The 18353-nt window shown below is 45.3% G+C and carries 18 protein-coding genes; 11 read left to right on the top strand and 7 right to left on the bottom strand.

Annotated elements, in window-relative coordinates; all coding sequences use genetic code 11:
- Positions 1-2: 2 nt before the first annotated feature.
- Complete coding sequence (locus tag DWZ03_RS08915; protein ID WP_009037396.1) at positions 3-1067, bottom strand: CDP-glycerol glycerophosphotransferase family protein; 1065 nt, start codon at positions 1065-1067, stop codon at positions 3-5.
- 261 nt (positions 1068-1328) lie between these two features.
- Between DWZ03_RS08915 and DWZ03_RS08910 the strand changes: the two genes are divergently transcribed.
- From DWZ03_RS08910 to hldE, 5 genes are all read left to right on the top strand, one after another.
- On the top strand, positions 1329-3143 hold the full coding sequence (locus DWZ03_RS08910; protein WP_120129666.1) for an LTA synthase family protein: 1815 nt from the start codon (positions 1329-1331) through the stop codon (positions 3141-3143).
- 83 nt (positions 3144-3226) lie between these two features.
- On the top strand, positions 3227-3976 hold the full coding sequence (locus tag DWZ03_RS08905) for a lipopolysaccharide kinase InaA family protein (RefSeq protein WP_009037398.1): 750 nt from the start codon (positions 3227-3229) through the stop codon (positions 3974-3976).
- 36 nt (positions 3977-4012) lie between these two features.
- On the top strand, positions 4013-4594 hold the full coding sequence (gene gmhA / locus DWZ03_RS08900; protein ID WP_008662056.1) for a D-sedoheptulose 7-phosphate isomerase: 582 nt from the start codon (positions 4013-4015) through the stop codon (positions 4592-4594).
- Positions 4587-5075, top strand: a complete 489-nt coding sequence (locus DWZ03_RS08895) for a D-glycero-alpha-D-manno-heptose-1,7-bisphosphate 7-phosphatase (RefSeq protein WP_016272073.1) — start codon at positions 4587-4589, stop codon at positions 5073-5075. Before gmhA ends, DWZ03_RS08895 begins: the two co-directional genes overlap by 8 nt.
- Entirely contained in the window at positions 5072-6502 is a 1431-nt protein-coding gene (hldE, locus tag DWZ03_RS08890; protein WP_016272074.1) for a bifunctional D-glycero-beta-D-manno-heptose-7-phosphate kinase/D-glycero-beta-D-manno-heptose 1-phosphate adenylyltransferase HldE, read from the top strand. Before DWZ03_RS08895 ends, hldE begins: the two co-directional genes overlap by 4 nt.
- On the opposite strand, the gene DWZ03_RS08885 is transcribed toward hldE, so the two are convergent.
- Positions 6483-7481, bottom strand: coding sequence for a glycosyltransferase family 9 protein (locus tag DWZ03_RS08885; protein ID WP_035447675.1), 999 nt, complete (start codon positions 7479-7481; stop codon positions 6483-6485). The two genes, hldE and DWZ03_RS08885, sit on opposite strands and share 20 nt — an antisense overlap.
- Before the next feature lie 212 nt (positions 7482-7693).
- Between DWZ03_RS08885 and DWZ03_RS08880 the strand changes: the two genes are divergently transcribed.
- Positions 7694-8662 carry a glycosyl transferase family 90 gene (locus tag DWZ03_RS08880; RefSeq protein WP_057097429.1) on the top strand — a complete coding sequence of 323 codons (969 nt, stop codon included), beginning with the start codon at positions 7694-7696 and terminating at the stop codon, positions 8660-8662.
- A gap of 46 nt (positions 8663-8708) precedes the next feature.
- On the opposite strand, the gene DWZ03_RS08875 is transcribed toward DWZ03_RS08880, so the two are convergent.
- Genes DWZ03_RS08875 through DWZ03_RS08860 form a run of 4 tightly spaced genes read right to left on the bottom strand, consistent with a single transcriptional unit; the run spans position 8709 to position 12453 of the window.
- Positions 8709-9521 carry a phosphorylcholine transferase LicD gene (locus DWZ03_RS08875; RefSeq protein ID WP_057281887.1) on the bottom strand — a complete coding sequence of 271 codons (813 nt, stop codon included), beginning with the start codon at positions 9519-9521 and terminating at the stop codon, positions 8709-8711.
- 17 nt (positions 9522-9538) lie between these two features.
- Positions 9539-10270: an NTP transferase domain-containing protein gene (locus tag DWZ03_RS08870; protein ID WP_005825963.1), complete on the bottom strand. Its 732-nt coding sequence runs from the start codon at positions 10268-10270 to the stop codon at positions 9539-9541.
- Positions 10267-11304, bottom strand: a complete 1038-nt coding sequence (locus DWZ03_RS08865) for a pyridoxal phosphate-dependent aminotransferase (protein ID WP_022401857.1) — start codon at positions 11302-11304, stop codon at positions 10267-10269. The genes DWZ03_RS08870 and DWZ03_RS08865 overlap by 4 nt, the downstream gene beginning before the upstream one ends.
- Before the next feature lie 3 nt (positions 11305-11307).
- Positions 11308-12453, bottom strand: a complete 1146-nt coding sequence (locus DWZ03_RS08860; RefSeq protein ID WP_120129663.1) for a glycosyltransferase family 4 protein — start codon at positions 12451-12453, stop codon at positions 11308-11310.
- A 367-nt stretch (positions 12454-12820) separates the two neighbouring features.
- On the opposite strand from DWZ03_RS08860, the gene DWZ03_RS08855 reads away from it, so the two are divergent.
- From DWZ03_RS08855 to DWZ03_RS08845, 3 genes are all read left to right on the top strand, one after another.
- Positions 12821-13036 (top strand): hypothetical protein, encoded by a 216-nt coding sequence (locus DWZ03_RS08855; protein ID WP_044467390.1) that lies wholly within the window; start codon positions 12821-12823, stop codon positions 13034-13036.
- Positions 13037-13082: 46 nt separating this feature from the next.
- Positions 13083-14126 carry a 4-phosphoerythronate dehydrogenase PdxB gene (gene pdxB / locus DWZ03_RS08850; protein WP_022401860.1) on the top strand — a complete coding sequence of 348 codons (1044 nt, stop codon included), beginning with the start codon at positions 13083-13085 and terminating at the stop codon, positions 14124-14126.
- 116 nt (positions 14127-14242) lie between these two features.
- Entirely contained in the window at positions 14243-16096 is a 1854-nt protein-coding gene (locus DWZ03_RS08845) for a sulfatase-like hydrolase/transferase (protein ID WP_057259202.1), read from the top strand.
- Here DWZ03_RS08845 and purN read toward each other — a convergent pair.
- On the bottom strand, positions 16087-16674 hold the full coding sequence (gene purN, locus DWZ03_RS08840; protein WP_016272085.1) for a phosphoribosylglycinamide formyltransferase: 588 nt from the start codon (positions 16672-16674) through the stop codon (positions 16087-16089). The genes DWZ03_RS08845 and purN overlap by 10 nt on opposite strands.
- Before the next feature lie 149 nt (positions 16675-16823).
- Here purN and DWZ03_RS08835 point away from each other — a divergent pair, with 149 nt between their 5' ends.
- The gene (locus DWZ03_RS08835) at positions 16824-17060 is read left to right on the top strand and encodes an acyl carrier protein (protein ID WP_004291965.1); all 237 of its coding nucleotides are present in this window, start codon (positions 16824-16826) and stop codon (positions 17058-17060) included.
- 21 nt (positions 17061-17081) lie between these two features.
- A complete protein-coding gene (fabF, locus tag DWZ03_RS08830) occupies positions 17082-18347 on the top strand; it encodes a beta-ketoacyl-ACP synthase II (protein ID WP_005825984.1) in 1266 nt (421 codons plus the stop codon).
- Positions 18348-18353 lie beyond the last annotated feature (6 nt).

The raw sequence follows: 18353 nt of genomic DNA, 5'->3' as shown, positions 1-18353 counted from the left end.
AATTACCATAACCGCAAAGTGGCCATCAACGGATAACCCACCCGCCATCGCAATTTAAACTTACGTACCAGATTCCAGGGCTTGGTTCTGGTCTTACCTTGAAAATACCAGATGTAGTTGTTTACGGCATCCAGTACCCGTGAAGAGGACTCACCGTCCAGATGGGCTTCATGCTTGTGCACATAAGCACGCATCCGTTCCATCAGTTCCGCCGGACGGGAAATGGCCTTTTCTATCGCTCCCTCTACAGCATCCGTGTCAGTGACATTCAGCAAATGAGCTCCCGGCATGGTGTTGCAATAGGTCACCACCGGTTTGTCCAACATCATTGCCTCAACAATCACAGACGAAGCATCGGACAACAGCACATCCGCACTGTTCAGCAGCTTGGCATCGACAAGTCCGCTCTCGTGGAAAGTAATGTTGGGACAGGATGCAGCCAGTTCCTTGTATTTCTTGAGGACTTCCATATCCGAGAATTTCGGATGGAACGAAATAATCCAATCCCAATCCTTCTCGTGCACCAGTCTCTTGATGGTATCAAACAGATGAGGGGCGGAAGTTATATTCTTTGTAAATGTAGAAGAGTACAAGACTACCGGACGTGCATTATGAGGAGTGTGCGCACGTTCTTTCACGAAAGTATCCGCCTTGCACCAGCCCGTTTCGTATACCTTGAAGAAGCCGTATTTCCTCTCAAGTTCCTTGAAAGGAAGAGTGCTCGTTTCTCCTTGCGTGCAATAGACATCGAACCATCCGCGGACAGAAAAATGGTCGTCCTTTTCATCGCCACGCTTATTGATGGGGTAGCCATGAAAAAGGGAAACTTTCACTCCCGGGAAGAAATCATAAATATAGTTGCCCGGCGCAAACACGGCAATAGGCTGATAATCCATCACTTCCTGAACAGATTGAAGCCACCTCTCATCTTGATCCAACAGAACCGGGCAGTCTGGCTCGATAAACCATGCAACATCGTCTCCTCTACGCTTGATTTCGTCCTGAAGCGGGCGAAGTATAGGATAGGAATAGGCTACCGAAACGAAAAATAAATAATGCTTCTTCATACACTCAAAATATCACGGCAACGACACAATCGTCACCTCAAATTACCAATAGAACAATAAAATCCAGCCCTTAGTTTGTAACAGTTTTGCTTTCTTTGCTTTAAACGTCTGCAAAGTAAATACAAGAATTCTGCATATACTGCATCAATCCAGAAAAAAAAATGACTTTTATCAACTTTTCTCCAAAAGTTGCTGTTTATGAAGCTTTTTCTTCTCTAAAATATCTATCTTTGCACCCCAATATTTTAAAAATACTATTTTATGAGAAGAAACCTTTTTCATTGCTCCGACAGTCAACAAGGGGCAACAGATAAAGTGACTCTTTTGTTCGGAATCACCATTTTTTTCAAATTCCTGCTATTCGATTTCATCTGGAGCATACCCACCACATTCGCTTCATTCTCTACCATCGAATTTTATGCAACCAAAATAATAGCCACCCTCGTACTTCTCGTCCCCTATAAGTTCTTCCGGCTCTGGAAAACAGAGATAGTTATCATGCTTTTGCTGGATATACTACTGATTGTCAACCTAATGTATTTCCGCACCTACTATACTGCCATCCCACTTAACAGCTATGGACTTTCTGGAAACCTCGCCGATTTCACCGGAAGCGTTTACGACTCTTTCCGCTGGTACGACATCTTCTTCCCTCTATCTACCATTGCCAGTATCCCCCTTTATTGGCATTACAAAAGAAATACCGCCGGAAGAACATCATACAAGTATTACGGAGGAGCTTTGGGAATCGGTATTCTGCTGTTTACCATCACCACCCTGGCCAAAGGAGGATTCAAGGAAGCATACAACACCGTCCGCCAGAAAGCCTATCTGTGTGCAAGCACCACTTCCATGTATACCGTCTTCGGAAGCCTATGCTATGACCTCATCAACCAGAAGCAGGAGACCACCCCACAGATACAGCAAGAGATAAAGGAGTGGCTGAGCCAGAAACCCGGACATCACCCTTTGGCCGGACGTATCGGAATCCGCAACAACTGCATCGTCATCCTGGCAGAATCTTTGGAAAGCTGGGTACTCGAAAGGGAAGTGGAAAGGCAAGAGATTACTCCATATCTCAACAAACTGCTGCAAGACTCCACCACCTTATACGCTCCCCACGTACTGACGCAAGTGAAAGGAGGACGTTCCATTGATGCACAGCTGTTGCTTTGCGCCGGTATGCTGCCTATCAACAGCGGCACATACAGCAGCCAATATCCTGACCACACCTACGGAACCCTGCAAAAAGCCATGCATCAGCAGAAGAACTCGCGCAACTACCTCCTGACCATTGATAAAGTATCGACCTGGAACCAAGGCGTCATAGCCTACAGTTTCGGGACCGACACCATCATTGCTTATCATGACTTTGAACTGACAGAAGCCTTTGGCACGCACAAACGTACCGGAGACGGCTCCTTCCTGGCGCAATGCCGCCAAAAAATAGAGAAGGGGGAAATCTGGAAGAAGGGGGAGAATGTTTACATGCAGCTGGTGACCTACTCCGGCCATGCTCCCTTCAAATTGCCTGAAGAATTGAAAGAGATTCATTTCTCTCCGGCCATTCCACAGAAAATGAATGACTACATGACCACTGCACGCTATACGGACAAGGCGATAGGAAAATTCGTGGAGTACTTGAAAACACTCCCACAATACGACGAGACCCTTATCGTCATCACCGGTGACCACGAAGGACTGGCTACCTACCGTGAAGAATTGTGTAACGCCCCCGGTGGCAAGGGTATCGTATCCGACAAGACATTCACCCCTTTCATCATAGTAAACTCTCCAGTAGGCATGCGTTATGATAAAGTGATGGGACAAATCGATATGTACCCCACCTTACTGAACCTGCTCCAACTGGATGATTACTACTGGAGCGGATTGGGCCAAAGCATCCTCGACCCATGCAAGAAAGGATTCGCCATCAGCCCCCAAATGGAGGTGGTAGGTGAAGAGCCCACCCCGGCAGAAGCCGAGTTCGCCAAAAAAGCATACGATATTTCCGACCAGATGATACATTTTGATTATCTTTGCTCAAAAGCGAAGATAGGCGGCACCTCAAAATAAAAAATGAACAAGTTCATTTTGTTCTGCTTTCGGTTTGCACTATCTTTGCACCGTTCAAAAGAAGTAAAATGTAAATAAAAGCAATGAAGGTACATATTCATCCGCACTATGCCGCCTACGAGAGTTATATCCGAGCCATCCCATCGGAAGAATATGAACGGGAAGAGGTTTATTGTAACCGAAGGAACACAGTCGAAAGAGTGCGGTTCGGAGACAAGGACTTCGTAATCAAGAAATACAAAAGACCTGCCCTCATAAACTGCCTCATTTACACTTGGTTCCGCAAAAGCAAAGCGCAGCGCGCCTTTGAATATGCAGAACTTTTTCTGCAACGGGGAATAGAGACCGCCCCTCCGGTAGCTTATATAGAAATCAAAAAGAATGGTTTCTTCCACACCGGATACTTTATTTCCGAATACCTCCCCTACCCGCTTGTTACGGATATGTTCGGTACGGAAATGGAGGAAGAAGAGAAAAAACGGCTAAGACATGACCTCGTAGACTTCACTCTCCAATTACATCTGAACAAGGTCTTGCCACTGGACTATAATCCCAAGAATATATTTTACCGGAAGACAGACGGCAAATATCACTTCGCCCTCATTGACATCAACCGCCTGAAGCTCGGTAAAGTGCCCGGTATCAGAATGTCCATGAATGCCTTCAGCCAACTGGGTATTCCCGCCGATGACTTCATGAAAATAATACCTCTATATGCCGAGCAAAGAGGATTCGATATTGAAGAATGCATATTCTTCACTCTCTTCAGCAGACTGAAATGGAGAAAGCAAAGACAATTTAAAAATTTCGTCAAAAGCAAGCTTCATTTCTGAAATGTCGTATCTTTGTACCAACGAGATTAGAAAATTATGCAAGATTATATCACCCAGTCCATCCAAGAAGGTATCAGGCTCAAAGAAAATATCCTGAACAACCGGCAAATGCTTGCCGACATCGAAACTGTCGGCAATCTGATAGTACAAGCCCTTCGACAAGGGCACAAAGTCTTGCTTTGCGGTAACGGCGGCAGTGCAGCCGATGCCCAGCATATCGCCGCCGAACTCGTCGGACGTTTCGTGACCGAACGGGAAGGCCTGCCCGCCATCGCCATGACAACCGACACTTCCATCCTGACCGCAGTCAGCAATGATTATGGCTTCGACCGCGTCTTCGAACGGCAGACAGCAGCCTTGGGAACGAAAGGTGATATTCTGATAGGCCTTTCTACCAGCGGCAACTCTCCCAACGTAGAGCATGCCTTGCAGAAGGCACAATCTATGGGCATCACCACCATAGGGCTCCTGGGAAGGGATGGAGGAAGGTGCAAGGAACTTTGCAATTACCCGCTGATTATACAGCACGCCGAATCTGCCAGGATTCAAGAAGTGCACATTACCATCGGACATATCTTGTGCGGCATCGTTGACAATAAACTGTTCTCCCATGAATAAAGCGATTTTCCTTGATCGGGACGGTACCATCAATGTTGATTTCGGCTACGTTTATAAGACCCAAGAGCTTGAATTATTGCCCGGTGTAGCCGAAGCACTCCGTATTTTTCAAGAATTGGGTTATCTGCTGATTGTCATCACGAACCAATCCGGTATTGGACGTGGCTACTTTACACTGGAGGACGCCGAACAGTTCAACCGAGCACTCGCCCAAGAGCTGGAAAAACATGGAGTTATACTGAACGATTTCTATACTTGCCCTCACGCTCCGGAAGAACATTGCGAATGCCGTAAGCCTTCTCCTTTCATGGTGACGGAAGCGATGAAGAAATATGAAATCGACCCATCCCAATCCTATATGTTCGGAGATAAGAAATCGGATACGGAATGCGGCGAAAGAAGTGGTGTCAAGTCCTTCCGGGTCACCTCTGAGCATTCACTTCTATATTGGGCCAACCAATTAAAAAACAACCTATTATGAATACAGAATTAAACAGTATAAAGGGAAAGAAGGTACTCGTTATCGGAGACGTGATGCTGGATACTTACCATATAGGGGACGTGAAAAGGATTTCTCCCGAAGCCCCCGTACCAGTGGTCCGTGTCACCCGTACCTACAATGTATTGGGAGGAGCGGCCAATGTTGCAAGAAATCTGTTGGGACTGGGTTGCTCGCCGTATGTCGTCAGCCTGCTTGGCAACGACCACAACGGAAACACAATGCAGGAGATGTTCGCTGATTTGGGTATCAGAAACGAACTGTTTCATACAGAACACCCAACCATCACCAAAACCCGCGTAATAGGCAACAGCCAGCAAGTAGTACGGCTGGACTTTGAAACAGAAAATGAATGCCTGAACGAAGAGATTGAGCAGAAACTGCTGGATGCCGTGAAGCGTGCACTCCCCGAAGTGGACATTGTCGTGATTTCGGATTATGGCAAGGGAGTATGCAATGATACAGTATGCCAGCAGGTTATATCCGCCTCTGCCGGGCAAGGGAAGAAGGTCATTATAGACCCCAAAGGGACAAATTGGGAGAAATACCGTTCCGCAACCATCATCACCCCCAACCTGAAAGAGCTTTCGGCTGTTTCGGGAGTGGATGTGAGAAATGAGGATAAAGAAATCCATAGCGCAGCAGACCGGATACTGAAGGAGTATAACCTTACTTCTCTATTAGTGACACGTTCCGAAAAAGGCATGTCATACATAGCTCCCGATGCCTCGCAGGACATTCCTACCGAAGCAAGGGAAGTATATGACGTTTCAGGTGCAGGCGATACTGTCGTGGCAACTTTAGCAGCTGCGCTGGCAGCCGGTATCCCTATTGCAGATGCCATTTATCTTGCCAATAAAGCGGCCGGCATTGTAGTCGGGAAAATAGGCACCAGTCCCATTCTGTTCAAAGAGTTGCAGGACGAGTTACAAATCGGGAAACCGGCCAGCAAACTTATTCCTATTTCCCAACTTGCAGATACTATAAAACAACTGCGTGCGCAGGAGCGCAAAATCATATTCACAAACGGCTGCTTCGACATTCTGCACAAAGGACACGTGTGCTATCTGGAAAAGGCCAAAAGACTGGGGGACGTACTTATCGTAGGATTGAATTCGGACAGCTCAGTAAAACGTCTGAAAGGGGAATCGCGCCCCATCAATGATGAAAGCGCCCGCTCCACAGTCCTGGCAGCCTTGGAAGCAGTGGACTACGTAGTGATTTTTACGGAAGATACCCCTCTGAATCTCATCAAAACAGTTGCACCGGACGTGTTGGTAAAAGGTGGCGACTATGCCATAGAAAACATTGTAGGCAGGGAGTACGCCCAAGAAACAGTAACTATCCCTTTCGTAGACGGTTATTCCACTACAAAGACTATAGGCGCCATCAACCAAGAGAAGCAATAATCTTTTCAGCGACTTGTTGGGGGGTAATATCCACCATACACTTCTGATAAACAGCCAGCTTGCATTTACCCCGTCCGTCTTTGGTGCACGGACGGCAAGGCAGGGCTGTTTCGAGTATTTCCACCGTAGGTCCCGTAGGGAAACCGAAGGCCGTAGGTCCCATCAAGGCAAAAGCAGGAACACGGAACAAATCAGCGGCATGCATAAAACCCGTATCAGCGCTGATTACCAGATTGGAACGCAACACTATGTAAGAAGACTCCATCAATGAGGTTTGTCCCGCAAGGTTAACTACCCGTTCCGGTGCAGCACTTCTGATTTCCTCACAGAAAGTATCCTTCGGACCAGCCAGAATGACAAATCTATACTCAGGAAGAAGGGCAACCAATTCTTTCCAATAGGAAACGGGCCAGCGTTTCATTTCCCAGTTGGCAGACGGCACCAGCGTAATCATATCTTTGGTTACAAAGTTCTCATACTTGCTACGTATTTCATCCGGGAAATGCCAGTCGTGATAGTTGTCCGGAAAATGCGTAATTCCCCATTTCTTCAATGGTTTCTGAAAAGACACCATCCCCCTGAAAGGCTTGTCGAAATGATTGATTCCCAGTTTAAACAACAAAAAGCGTTTGCCTCTCTCTTTGCTCCGCAAAGCAACGTAAGGTTTCACAAAAGGCAATGGAGACACTATCAGCTTCAATATGTTGGAACGGATATTACTATGAGCGTCATAAATGTAGTCGAAATGCTCTTTTCTCAAATCAGCCGCCATTTTCAACAATCCGGCAAGTCCGGTCTCCTTGTCAAACGCCCAGATTTTATCAATCCTGCCATCCATCGACAAGGTCCCCACCATATCTTTCCGGGTAATCCAATGAATTTCCACATCTGCAAACCGTTCACGTATTCCACCGATAATTCCCATACACTGGATAATATCCCCTATCGAACTGAAACGGATAATTAAGAATTTGGTCATAACAAATTTATTAGAATTGCTGATTCGGCACAAAAGTAAGCGTTAACAACGAAAAAACAAACCAGACTACTCAAAATCTGAAAACAGAGCAACTCTTTATTACAAAAAGAATATGATAATTAAAGGATAAATTCAATTGGAAGTTCTCATTTATTTATATAAGTTTGCATCATATTTCATACAATGCACCTACTGAATAAAAAACGAAATCAATGGAGTACAAACTATTGTATGCCCTAAGAAGCGGGAAGAACATCAAACTTATCTATTATATAAAGAATATGCTCGGTATGCTGATACCCAATATATTCTTTCAGATGCAGCTTCGTCATAAGTTGGCATCTTTATCCGACAGAAAAGATAAAGACTACATTTTATACCGAGTAAACTACTATAACAAACTTTTACCGGGTGCAATATTGCCCGAATCGGTACCTGCACTCGCAGAACATAAACTAAAAGGGCACAAAGTCTATATCTATGATACCCGCTGCTATACCCGCTGGTTTTCCCAACAACTACGGTTGAACCTATGTGCCGGTGATGTGGATTTCGTCCCACCAATCCCATCCATTTCAAAAAGCCGTCTTATAACTGAAAACAACGGAAACGGGGTTATTATGAAACTCAACAAGATAAGGCATTTTATTTTTGTCCGTGACAAGAAAAAATTTACAGAGAAAAAAGATATGGCTGTCTTTCGCGGAAAAGTAACAGACAAAGAGCAGCGAATCAAATTCATGAAAATGTATTTTGGCCATCCCATGTGCGATTTGGGAGATATCAGCCGGGATACTATCAATCCTACGTGGTGCATTGGAAAATTGACCATTAAAGAACAATTGGAATACAAATTTATTCTAGCCATAGAAGGCTATGATGTTGCCAGCAATCTAAAATGGGTAATGTCTTCCAACTCTATTGCCGTAATGCCCCGTCCTACTTGTGAAACTTGGTTCATGGAAGGCACATTAATTCCTAACTATCACTACATTGAAATCAAACCGGACTTCTCTGATTTGGAAGAAAGACTGCAATATTACATGGCTCATACTGATGAAGCTCAAGCAATAATCGAACATGCACATGAGTATATAGAGCAATTCAAGAATAAAAAACGGGAACAATTGATATCCCTTCTTGTATTGGAAAAGTACTTCAAGATGACCGGACAACTCTAATCATTGATAGCATTATTACATCATTGACTTTCAGTTACACCGGTAATCAGGCTCCATATTCTCTGTAGGGCTTATCTAAATCCAGATAGTGGAAATTATGCTGTCTCTGCCCGCTTTGTTTCGGTATAACCATGTAGTCTCCATATTTTCTGGTCAGATAGGTATCATAATCTTGTACTCCCCACACAGTTTCGTCCTCAAACGAAACGGGAGTCGGAGTTCCCAGCTCTGCCTTGGGCATGATGCCGCGCATACCGTCATCATAATCACAAACTAAAGAAGACTTGTCAAAGTCATAGGTGGTCATCACATTTCTGATACTCCTCTGTACGCCGGCAGTAGTAAAAAGTCTCCGGCACAGCAGCGGCAACCATGAGCCGGGACCTTTCCCATGCTTATAAGGGTCGCGGTAGATAAAATAGAGCACCCGCTTGTAAAATTCATACCGGGCAAAATGAATCCTCTGTTTCAGGTTGCTTTGCGGTACACCGTCCAATGGAAATACGTCCAAGTAGATACCTCCCAAGTATTTCAAATGCATACGCTCAATAAGAGTCGTATCCGCATCTTGTATCTTGGCAAAAGGTAATGGATAATTCGGATCATTTTCTGCGCAGACAGCCTCATAAGGCTGGGGAAGCCACTCCTTGGAATGAGACATCAACAAATCATAATCAGCCCTCGGCATACCGATATCCAAATCATCGTCCCAAGGGATAAATCCCTTATGACGGACTGCACCAAGCATAGTACCGGCCATTATATAATAGCGCAAACCATGTTCTTTACAAACTTTATCCACAGCAAGCAATATCTTCAAAATACGAAGCTGCAAAGGACGTATATCATAATCTGCCATAAAAATCAGCCCATTAATTAATAAAGTTGTGAAGGAATCAACCGCTGTGCTTGTTCAAAGTCATTCACCGTATCAAGCTCCACAGAAAAATATTCGGTAGTGTCAAGCGCATAGAAAGAGTGTCCTTGTGGTATGAGACGCTCAAAAGCACGTTCATAGAAGATATTATCCAAACCTTCTTTGGTAATCATAACCTCCAATTCCCGGAAAAGCGCTTCTGTATAAGCGGCAGACATCTTCTCGATGCCAATAGACTCGCCAATAGCTCGGGATATGGAGCACGTCTTACTGATTTCCAACACCTTGCCATCATTGTCCGCTATTACCTTGATTTCCTCTTCCCCCAATGTATGATGGTTCAGAGCCAACGCATCCGCTTGACCATATCCAAGCAACTTGGCTACAATCTGCGGGTCAAAAAGGATATCGCTGTCCAGCAACAGAATGTCCTCTTTATCTACATAAGGCCGTGTAAGCCATAAAGAGTAGATATTATTGGTAGAAGCATATTTCTCATTATAGATAAACGTAACCTCCAATGCCGGATAATGAGCTTCCAGAAAGTTCACAATCTGCTGCTGTCTATAACCGGTGACAATGACAAACTCCCGAAAGCCATTCTGCAGCAATGCATCAAAGGCTCTTTGCAGCAAACAACGCTCTCCAACTTTCAACAGACATTTTGGAGTGGTATCAGTCAACGGACGCAAACGCGAAGCTATCCCTGCAGCCAATATAACCGCTTTCATTGTAATGCAATTTTTTTAATGGTGTCAATGACAATACGGTTCTGTTCAGGACGCCCCAAGGTAATACGCAAATGGGTATTGATGTCTGGTTCATTCATGAACTTCACCTTATAATCCTCGTCGGCAAAAGCTTTCTGTAAGCGTTCTTTCAAGACAATCGGATATTTTATAAGGACAAAGTTCGCCACCGACTCATATACCTTGAAACCAGGCAACGTCCCTATCTCCGCTTCAAAGCAGGCGCGACTCTCATTCATCAGCCGTGCTATATTCCGGTAATGCGCATCCGATTTCAGTGCGGCAATAGCAATATCCTCAGAGATACGGTTATAACCCAGATATTTGTTGCTGTATTTGCCAAAGTTGGCCAACTCCTTACTCATAAACCCAAAACCCATGCGCAATCCGGGCAATCCGTAGAACTTGGAAAGCGTGCGTGAAATAATCAGGTTGGGATATTTATCAACCAGCATTTTAATATAGTCCGTATCAGTAGATACGAAAGAGGCATAGGCTTCGTCCACCAAAACGATGGTTGTTACGGGCAACTCAGCCAACAAAGCGTCCAATTCTGCAGGGGTCAGACCGTTACCGGTGGGATTATTGGGCGAAGCGATTAATAAGACCTTGGGATTCTCACGCTGTACCATCTCTTTCATGGCAGCGAAATCATATTTAAAGGTATTGCCATCCTCATACAATGGATACTGCAACGTATGCCCGTCCACTTCATCAGCAATGGATTTATAGTACCACCACGAGAATTTAGGAATGAGCATCGTCTTGTTCCCATCCTCTTGGGTCAGGAAATAGTGGACTGCTTGTTTCAATATATCTTCTCCACCATAACCCAACAGCACCTGCGGCTCATCGATTCCGTAAGTCTCGGACAGATAAACGGACAGAATGCTCTTCTTGCCTTCGTCGTAGATACGGGTATAGAAACAGAGTTTGTTTATATCAAAATTCTTTAGAGCCTCCACCACCTCTTGCGAAGGTGCGTAGTTAAACTCATTGCGGTCCAAATAATTCATATCTTAGGTTTCTTTTGTTAATACTTTCCGATAACACTCCATCGTCTCACGCGCCATCTGCTCCTCCGTGAAACGCTGTGCCCACTTCAGCCCCTCCTCAATCATGGTGGCACGCAAAGAAGGCTCTTGTGTACGGGCAATCGCTGCCGCCAATCCCTCCACATCATGGGGACGCACATACAATGAATGCTCCCCCCCCGCTTCTTCAAGACAAGAGCCGGTTGCTGCTACCACCGGAATGCCGGAATGCAAAGCCTCAAGAATAGGGATGCCAAAACCTTCGTAAACGGATGGGTATACAAAAGTCTCGGCCGACTGATAAATGGCAGGTAAATCGTCCGAAGGGATACCATGCAGAAAATGTACTCTGTCTTGCAATCCGGCTTTTGTCATAAACTCTTTCAGCTGATGGATATAGGCTGTGGGTCTCCCTACCAGAACAAAATGCAGTTCATCGGGCAGATACTCCAAAGCCTTCACAATGGCCAGCGCATTTTTACGCTCCTCAATGGTGCCCACCGACAAGATATAGCGTTCGGGCAACCGATAACTCCGCATCACCTCCTTGCGCTTATCCTTACCGATACGGCAGGCATACAGAGAACTACACCCTTGGTAAATAACGGAAATTTTATCCGCAGGAATTCCATAATAATGTATGATGTCACGCTTGGTACACTCACTCACGGCAATGATGTGGTCTGCATGCTTGCATGCATAGCGGCATTTGTAGTTATAAATCAAGCGGTCGACCAACGAAAAACAATGTGAAAGTCTCAGGAAAATAAGGTCGTGAACAGTCACCACACTCTTTACTTCCCGTACCCGATGGATGGTCAAGGGAAGTTCGTTACTCAGTCCGTGGAACAGCTGTATGTTGTCCCGTTTCAAAGTCCTGCGTATACCTCCCACGCGCCACAACGAAGTCATTCCTCTCCAGAGCCAATAAGATGGATAATGTACCGATACCGTTCCCCGGCTTTCAGCCACCATCGACGAGAGTTGCTGATTTTCACGGTGTACCGGAGCATACAACCAATACTCGTTTTCCGGAGCAAAGGCTGACAATGACTGCACCACATACCGGCTGTAATTGCCCAATCCCGTAAAATTCTGCACAGCCCGTTTTCCGTCGTATCCTATTCTCATCTCTAAAAAGTTTCAGCTGCAAATGTACAAGATAATCCTCATATAGCAGTCTATTTCGCTTTCCTTTTTTGACAAAAACACAAATTCACCTATAAAACATAAAATAAAGATGAGCAATCACTTGCTGTCTGTTACAAAAACCAAGTACGGAATCGGGCACATCCCCATTGCCCAATCCGTACTAGCTCATTGTTTTATCCTTCAAACACCTTATCTCCTTCCCGAAAACTACTTTATTCATCATCGGCCCACTGTTATGAACCAATTCAACCACACTAGTGAGCTGTTTAGTTCACTCAAGTGAACATCACGGCTCACTAACGTGGGCTGCTGAAGAATCCAAAAGTAAAACGAAAGAATGAAAAGGATGCAACAGAAGAAAGAAGGATGCGGAACGGAAGAAAACACGGGTGAGAGCAAAATTTACCCTCACCCTTTTCGATTGCTCTCACCCACCCCTGCAATGCCGATGAATAGGGAAGTTGAAGAAAAGAGTGAGAGCGGTGAGGGCAGAAATGCAAACTTAAAAACGGAAAGAGTCAAATTATTTTCCGGGCATTACTTAGCCACTTTGACGGATTAGTCGTATCTTCGCACGATGGAAAATCGTCGAAAAGAACAGCAGCATTATGAGAGTCATTGTTGACAACAAAATACCTTTCATTAAAGAAGCCATCGAAAAAATAGCCGACAGCGTGATTTATACTCCCGGCAGAGACTTCACTCCGGAGTTGGTAAAAGATGCCGATGCACTGATTATACGTACCCGCACCCGCTGCAACAAGGAATTGCTGGAAGGCAGTAAAGTCCGCTTCATTGCTACCGCCACCATAGGCTTCGACCATATAGATACGGAATATTGCCGTGAAGCAGGCATCGCTTGGACCAATGCCCCCGGATGCAATTCAGCATCCGTAGCTCAATACGTGCAATCAGCCTTACTATTATTGCAACAACTCAAAGGAGTACAACTGTCCGAATTGACATTAGGCATCATCGGCGTAGGCAATGTGGGTAGCAAAATAGCCCAAGTAGGGCAAGAACTAGGCATGCGTGTCCTGAAGAATGACCTGCCCCGGCAAGACAAGGAAGGAGAGAGCGATTTCAGTTCCTTGCAAGCACTCGCAGCAGAATGTGATATCCTCACCTTCCACGTACCTTTATATAAGGAAGGGCCATACAAAACATTCCATTTGGCAGACCATACTTTCTTCCGGTCATTAAAACGCTGTCCCGTCATTATCAATACCTCACGTGGAGAGGTGATTGAAACCAATGCGCTCCTGAATGCCTTAGAAGACGGACTGATTTCCGATGCCATCATTGATGTATGGGAGAATGAGCCTGATATCAATCTTACCTTATTAAATAGAGTGTTCCTTGGAACTCCCCATATAGCCGGTTATTCAGCCGACGGAAAAGCCAATGCCACCCGTATGTCCCTGGATGCCCTTTGCCGTTTCTTTCACATCAAAGCCGACTACCGCATCGCTCCCCCCCAACCCCGGAACCCGATTATTACCGCCGACAACCTGGCAGAAGCATATCTGCAAATGTATGACCCGAGAAGGGACAGCGAAGCACTGAAAACACATCCCGAACAATTTGAAAAATTGCGGGGAGACTACCCGCTACGAAGAGAAAAAGATGCTTACACTTATATCCCAAAGTAGCACATACATTTAGAGATACAGCCCGATAATACAAAAGACGTCACTATATAAGTTCCTCACGCCTTTACTATCAATGCCGAATCAGAGGAAACTATAGGCAAAACATTACAATATCAATGCAAAAAATACAGTTAGAGAAATCACTCAGTGAAGGATTTATTTTTTATGCAATTTCAACTCTGACGATTGCCATACAATTTCTGTTTTATCTGATTCACAGTCCCCGGCTCGCCATGATGGACGTGGGAGGCTGGATGTTTTATATAACGGCCGCTTGCTCACATGCCGCCTTGTGGGCACTTATTCCTTACATCATATCCTTAATCGTAGCCATTACCGTCCGGCGCCATCAAGCCGCCGCCATCACACACATTATTCTTGTATCATTACTCAATATACTTGCTTACATAGACGGCAGTGTGTACAGTCTTTACAAGTTCCATATCAATGGTTTTGTACTGAATCTCCTGGTTGGAGAGGGCAACAGTGAGATTTTCACATTCAGCTTCTGGCTTTATCTGAAGATTGCAGGAGTATTAGTGGGTATATTTGCCGCCAATACTTTGCTAAGAATACTTGCAGGCCATTGTTATACCCGCTTTCACCGCTGTGGCTTCCGTCCTGTACTTGCCACTCTGATTTTGTTTGCACTATTCTCTAACTTTTATCATGCCTATGCCGCCGTAGTGCAAAAGACTTCAGTGATTCGCAGCGCCCCCTGCCTGCCCTATTACTTCCCGCTTACGGCAACCCGCCTGATGATGAAGTTAGGAGTGGTCTCATCCAAGGATGTCATTAAAATGAACTTCAACAACAAGAAGCAGTCTGCTGACCTCAACTATCCGATAGATTCTTTGAAATACGAAGTCCATTCCAACCCCAAGAATGTAGTGCTGATAGCCATAGACTCATGGAACTACCGCGCCTTTAACCAGGACATTACACCTCATATCAGCCACTTTGCCGACAGTTGCAGCAGATTCACCTCCCATCTAAGCAGCAGCAATGGCACACGTGGAAGTATCTTCGGGCTTTTCTTCAGTCTCTCATCCATCTACTGGACTGATTTTGAGGTATCGGGCATACAGCCCCTGCTCATAGAAGAACTATTGAAGCAGAATTATCAGATAGGTATTTATCCCAGTGCTACAATCGTCAACCCGCCATTTGCCAAAATACTTTTCTCAAAGGTACCCGACTTGCGTACCCATACCGAAGGAAAAACCGTTTATGACCGCGACTGCCGTATTACAGCAGATTATCTGCAAGCACTCGATACGCTGGGCAGCGGTACAAAACCTTTCTTTTCCTTTCTCTTCTATGATTTGGCACACGGATATGAAGTGCCGAAGGACAAGCTTTATCGTTTCCAACCGTCCTGGGAGTTCGCCGACTATATGAAACTGAACAACGACATAGACCCTACTCCTTTCCTGAACCTCTACTACAACTGCGTGGCGGAAGCCGACTCACTGGTGGGATGCGTCCTCCACAAACTTGAAGAAAAGAAACTGCTAGACAATACCCTGGTCATCATTACCGGAGACCATGGACAAGAATTCAATGAGAATCATAAAAATTATTGGGGCCACGGCAGTAATTATTCACCGGTACAAACACATATCCCCTTCCTATTATATGAACCGGGAGAACAGCCACATACCTACCATCACCGTACCACGCACTATGATTTTGCACCAACCCTAATGAATAAAGTGCTGGGTGTAACCAATCCGCCTTCCGATTACAGTATGGGGCATTTAATAACCGATACTTGTCCACGGAACTGGCATATCGTGGGCGACAATCTCAATTATGCCTTTATCGTAGAAAATCATACTATTCTGGAAAAACACCCTTCCGGATATATAGAGATCAGCGACAGTGCATTGAATCCCCTGGAAAATTACAAGATAGACAACCGTAAGCTGAACGAGGCCATCCTCTCCCTTAACCGATTCTATAAATAACTGGGAGAGAGACCTTCCACCAACTCCTCTATCACCTTCGGATAGTATTCATACTCCAGCCGGTGGATGCGTTGCGCCAGCTCCTCCGGCGTATCGCCCGGCAATACGGGGCATTTCTGCTGGCAGATAATGCCGCCTTCGTCATAATGCTCATTCGTATAATGGATGGTAATACCGCTTTCCTTTTCGCCGGAAGCAATCACTGCCTCGTGCACACGGTCGCCGTACATTCCCTTTCCACCGAACTTGGGCAGCAACGAAGGATGTATATTTATCATTTTATTGGGATAAGCATGCAGAATATTGTCCGGCACACGTGCCAGGAATCCTGCCAATACCACAAAATCAATATCATGTTCTCGAAGCGTCGACAAAACAAGCTCTCCACTTTCCCAATCGCTCTTGGCAAACCAGACACAAGGCACTCCCAGCCCCTTGGCACGCTCTAAAACAAACGCATTCTGCCGGTTAGTCAAAACCAGAGCCACACGTGCCGAACCTTTTTCCCGGAAATAACGGATGATATTCTCGGCATTCGTACCACTTCCCGACGCTAAAACTGCGATATTTTTTCCCATAATCCCTCCAATTACTGCACAAAACCGTGAAAAATGTGCAAAAAGGTGCATTTAATTCATCAAATATTTGCGAGGAATGATAAATATTCATTCCTTTGCACCGCAAATTTAAAGAAATAAAACTAATTATTAATTAAAAACTTAAAGTTATGTCTGAAATTGCATCAAGAGTGAAAGCGATTATCGTCGATAAATTAGGCGTAGAAGAATCAGAAGTTACTAACGAAGCTAGCTTCACTAACGACCTGGGAGCTGATTCTCTTGACACTGTAGAACTTATCATGGAATTCGAAAAGGAATTCGGTATCTCTATTCCCGATGACCAGGCTGAAAAGATTGGTACTGTAGGTGATGCTGTATCTTACATCGAAGAACACGCTAAGTAATCTTATCCATTCGTTTATAACATGGAATTAAAAAGAGTTGTAGTAACAGGTCTCGGCGCCATTACTCCCATTGGCAACAGTGTTCCCGAATTCTGGGAAAATCTTGTGAATGGGGTTAGTGGAGCAGGACCTATTACTCATTTCGATGCATCGCTTTTCAAGACTCAGTTTGCATGCGAAGTAAAAGGCTTCGATGCTACCAAATATATAGACCGCAAAGAGGCCCGCAAGATGGACTTGTACACACAATATGCCATTGCAGTAGCCAAAGAAGCGGTAGGTGACTCTGGGCTTGACGTCGAAAATGAGGATTTAAACAGAATCGGTGTCATCTTCGGCGCCGGTATCGGTGGCATCCGTACATTCGAAGAAGAGGCGGGCAACTATGCCCTGACCGGTAAGGAAAACGGCCCCAAATTCAATCCGTTCTTCATCCCCAAGATGATTTCGGACATTGCTGCCGGACAAATTTCCATCATGTATGGTTTCCATGGTCCCAACTACGCAACTTGTTCTGCATGTGCCACTTCCACAAATGCCATTGCCGATGCGTTTAACCTCATCCGTTTGGGTAAGGCAAATGTTATCGTGTCCGGTGGTTCGGAAGCTGCCATCGCCGCTTGCGGTGTAGGTGGTTTCAATGCCATGCATGCATTGTCAACCCGCAATGATTCTCCCGAAACTGCATCCCGTCCGTTCAGCGCAAGCCGTGACGGATTCATCATGGGTGAAGGTGGCGGTTGTCTCGTTCTCGAGGAACTGGAACACGCCAAGGCACGCGGTGCCAAAATCTATGCGGAAGTTGCCGGCGTAGGAATGTCTGCCGACGCTCATCACTTGACAGCCTCTCACCCCGAAGGTTTGGGAGCCAAGTTAGTGATGCTGAATGCGTTGGAAGATGCAGAAATGAAACCCGAAGAAGTAGATTATATCAATGTTCACGGTACATCTACTCCCGTAGGTGATATTTCGGAAGCAAAAGCAATCAAAGAGGTATTCGGACAGCATGCGTATGAGTTGAACATCAGTTCGACAAAATCCATGACCGGCCACTTGCTGGGCGCTGCCGGTGCGGTAGAATCCATTGCAAGCATCCTCGCCATCAAGAATGGCATTGTTCCTCCGACCATCAACCACGAAGAGGGTGATAACGACGAAAACATCGACTATGACCTGAACTTCACGTTCAACAAAGCACAAAAGCGCGAAGTGAACGTAGCTTTGTCCAATACTTTTGGATTCGGTGGTCATAATGCGTGTGTCATTTTCAAGAAATACGCAGAATAATAAGGT

The sequence above is a fragment of the Bacteroides sp. AF29-11 genome (assembly GCF_003602895.1).
Taxonomy (GTDB): Bacteria; Bacteroidota; Bacteroidia; order Bacteroidales; family Bacteroidaceae; genus Bacteroides; species Bacteroides uniformis.
This window is presented reverse-complemented; position numbering and strand designations above follow the sequence as displayed.